The following is a 3,805-nucleotide window of genomic DNA, read 5'->3' as shown; positions in this document are numbered from 1 at the left end:
TCGCTGATCTGGAGGTTCTAGCAGACGACCAGCTCTCCGCGGCCGTCAGGCCGCGGATGCTGTGTCGGTCGCTATCTGACAATCGCGATACGGATTTCGCGATTGTCAGGCGCAGACAACACCCCTCCGGCCCTTCGGGCCACCTCCCCTTTCAGGGGAGGCTTTTGGCCCCCCTGTAAGGGGGGCTGCTGAGCGGTAGCGAAGCTGGGGGGTGTTGTCGAGCCTCAAGGACAACCCCTCCGGCCCTTCGGGCCACCTCCCCTTTCAGGGGAGGCAAAAGAAGATGCGCGTTTTTCAGACCCCCTTGAAAAGGGCTCTGCCCCGCAGGGGCTGGGGGGTAGCAGGAATACGGGACAATCTCAAATGAGTTTATTGGTGTCACAAACCGAAAAGAACAGGAAGGTGAGAAATGTGAGAAAGCGTGTTTATTCGGTTGTATCGGTGTTTTTGGCGTTGCTGCTGTTCCTGTCCGCCCCGGCGGGGGCGGAGCTCCTCTTCACGCGGCAGGACAACAGCTATGCCAACACGGCGCTGGGGATCGTACTGGGAGACGGCAATCCCATCCATCCCCTGGTCAGCAACATGGGGGGCAACCAAGGACAGGGCATCTACCCGTTCGTCAACGCGGACGGCAATTTCCGTGTTGCGATAACCCTCTACACTCTGAACGGCACGGACGTCATCAACATTCACGACCCCGGCCCCAAGGCAAACTGGAGTGTTCCCCAGACCTGGAACCGTCCCCTGGAGGCGGGGACCTCGCTGCACAACACCCGGGTTCTGGTGACGTCGGGGGGCAGTCTCTACGGCACGGCCTACGACATCCCTACGGTCAATCGCGTGGCGACCCGGGGAGACCGGTACCAGGAGGACAAGACGTACCGCTATGTCCCCTCGGCCGCGGGGCACGACGCCCACGGGGAGGGGCTGGTGCCCTATGGAGATGCGCTTTACGCGATCTTCACGGAGGGGCGCGACGTCTGGAACATCGCCTCGGGCGGCTACGCGCCCAACCAGCTGGTGAAGCTGGACAGGGACCTGAACGTTCTGGCCAGAAAACCGATGTTGGGCAAGAACCTGGACGGCTTCACGCCGGGCGCCTATATCCGGCAGGGCAATCTGCTCTACATCGCCACGCTGGGTGGGGTACAGCCCTTCGGGAACACGTACAACCCGGAGTCCTGCGTGGAGATCGTGAATCTTGACACGATGGAGATCTCCGCGCCCGTGACGGCAAGGAGGATGAAGGAAAAGGATCCCACCTTCAGCCACATGTTTGGGGCGGTCGCGTCGGCGTGGGGGAAGATCTATGTGCAGGCCACGCAATGGGTTTCCGAGGAGGAGTACAAGCCGGGCTACAGCATCCGCGTCTACGAGACGACGGCGGAGCGCCTGGCCGCCGGCGATCTGGGCAGGCTGCTTCGGGATTTCAAGGGTAAGTACGGGTACCGTATGGGCCTGGTCTACGACCCGGAGCGGAACTACCTGTGGGCGGGCGTGGGCTACAGCCTGTGGCGCTACGACGGTACGAACTGGAGGGAGTTCGACGCCAATGCGCTGGGCGGCAATATCTCGGCCTACACGGCGATCTCCCTTCCGACCGGCCCGGTGAACCCGCCGTCTCCATCGCCAAGCCCAGACCCATCTCCAAGCCCAAGCCCGTCGCCGAGTCCCTCACCCGTGCCTCACCCCGATCGGCCGGAGACCGGCATTTTGCCCGATCTTCCGGATGGAGCTCCTAAGGGCGTCACGGCCGTGAAGCCGGAGTTCTTCACGGCGTCCAATCAGACGGAGGCCCTGGAAAAGGCTGCGGAGTCGCTTTCCCGGTCCGGTTTGACTGCGGGCGACCTGAATGTGGACCCCAGCACCGGTATCGTGAAGGTCGCACCCAAGGTAGCCCGGGAGGTGGGGAAGAAGGTACTGCCGACGGCCGAAGCGCTTGAGAGCGTCAAGCTCCTCCCGGTGTTCACGGCTCGGCTGGGCAGTGCCGGCGGCGTCGCAGCTGCGGGCGTCGATCTGACGGTCACCGATCCGAAGGGCAAGAAGGGCGCGGACGTGAAGCTGCTCAAGATCATGGGGCCGAACAAGGGCGCGTTGCTGAAGTGGGCGGCCAGTCCCGTGGACTTCGCCGACGGGCGCTTCACGGTGCTGGATGCCGAGGGCAATGTCGCGGAGGATCTGAAGCCGTATGTCCGTTACGTCCTGGTGCTGTTTATCGAGGACGGCGGAAAGTACGACCTGGACGGTTCGGCGGACGGCAAGGTCGTGGACCCGGCGGCGATCCTCACGGTCGGGTCGTCGGGAACGCCCGCTCCGGAGCCGGGGCCGACCCCCGGTCCGGAGAAGCCCAGGGGCGGATCCGGTGGAGGCGGTGGCGGTTGTGACGCGGGCTTTTTGTGGGGCTGGCTGCTGTTGCTGGCGGTTGTTCCTGCGGTTGGGCGGCGAAGGGGTTAACCCCTCCGTCGCCTTCGGCGACACCTCCCCTTTCAGGGGAGGCAGGGGGCATTGGCCCCCCTTGTAAGGGGGGCTGCTGAGCGATAGCGAAGCTGGGGGGTGTTGTCGAGCCTCAAGGACAACTCCTCCGCCTTGCTGCGTTCGGCACCTCCCCTTTCAGGGGAGGCAAATAAAGTAAGGAAGGTGACAAACAATGCAAACGATGAAAGCAAGAGGCCTCTGTGCCGCCTTTTCCCTGGCGCTCCTCATCTTCCTCGCATCGGCCGCAAACGCGGCGAGCTGGCTGGACGAGGCCGATGTGAGCTGGTACAAGGAAGGCCAGAGCCGGTTCGTCATCTCCACGGAGGTGCAGCTGGCCGGGCTGGCGAAGCTGGTGAACGACGGCAATCCCTTTGAGGGTAAAACGGTGCGGCTGGATAAAGACCTGAACCTCGAGGGAAAAGAATGGACCCCTATCGGGACGGGAGAGAAGCCGTTCCTGGGCTCCTTTGATGGAGGGGGACACCTGATCCAGTTGAATACCTCCCTTTTTAACGTGATAGGGAGCATCGGAGAAGAGAAACTCGGCACGGTCCTCGGCGTACATCTATCCGGAGATGTCGTGTTTTCGGGAGACGGCGGAGAGTACGAGAAAGTCCTGGGTCCGCTCGCCAACCGTTGTTTGGGGACAATTCGTGACAGCTCCTTCACGGGATCCGTTCTTGTAGATTTCACTGAAGGACGTGCAATTTTTCTTGGAGGCCTTGTCGGAGACTATCATGCCGGAATAGAGGGTGTGATGTCCGATTGCGAGGTTCGGGCGCGGCTGGAGGTGAGGAATGGTGAAAGTCAGGTGATGGTAGCTGGAATCGCTTCCAGAGCACACTCAGACGGAGACGAATTGATACGGAATTGTGCTTTCGAAGGAGAGTTTCACTTAAAAAGAAGTTCCCTTTCTTATGAAGGAGGGAAAATGGGGGGGATCATCGCTGAGGGCTCTTTCATTAAAGACTGCCGGGCACGGTTTTCCGTCTTTTTTTCTGAAATTGAAGCAAATGAGGACGCTATAAATATTGGGGGCATTGCGGGGGCTGCGCTTTCTTTGGAAAACTGTCTGGCCGAGTGGACCATTTCCGAGGATTGCCCCGTAAACATCGGCGGTATTGTGAAGGGCGATTATGTCCACCTTATCAAGAACTGCGTTTTTAGCGGGGATATCCTCGTAGGAGGAGGAACGATCGGCGGGATCATTGGCATGAATTATTACGATGAAGGTGGTTCCTCGTTATTCTGTGTGGGTAAGGAACTATTCAGTCAAATTCAAATGTCCTGCGACGAGGTAAATCATATCGATGAAGGTCTGTTTGTTTCG

General features: G+C 60.3%; 2 protein-coding genes. Both read left to right on the top strand.

The window, feature by feature from the left end; genetic code table 11:
- The first annotated feature begins 441 nt into the window (after positions 1–441).
- Positions 442–2,454, top strand: coding sequence for a Synerg-CTERM sorting domain-containing protein (locus EII26_RS12655; RefSeq protein ID WP_124889516.1), 2,013 nt, complete (start codon positions 442–444; stop codon positions 2,452–2,454).
- A 202-nt stretch (positions 2,455–2,656) separates the two neighbouring features.
- Positions 2,657–3,805, top strand: a 1,149-nt coding sequence (locus EII26_RS12650) for a hypothetical protein (RefSeq protein ID WP_233572756.1), incomplete at its 3' end; no start/stop codon positions are given.

Source organism: Fretibacterium sp. OH1220_COT-178, assembly GCF_003860125.1.
Classification (GTDB): Bacteria; Synergistota; Synergistia; order Synergistales; family Aminobacteriaceae; genus CAJPSE01.
This window is presented reverse-complemented; position numbering and strand designations above follow the sequence as displayed.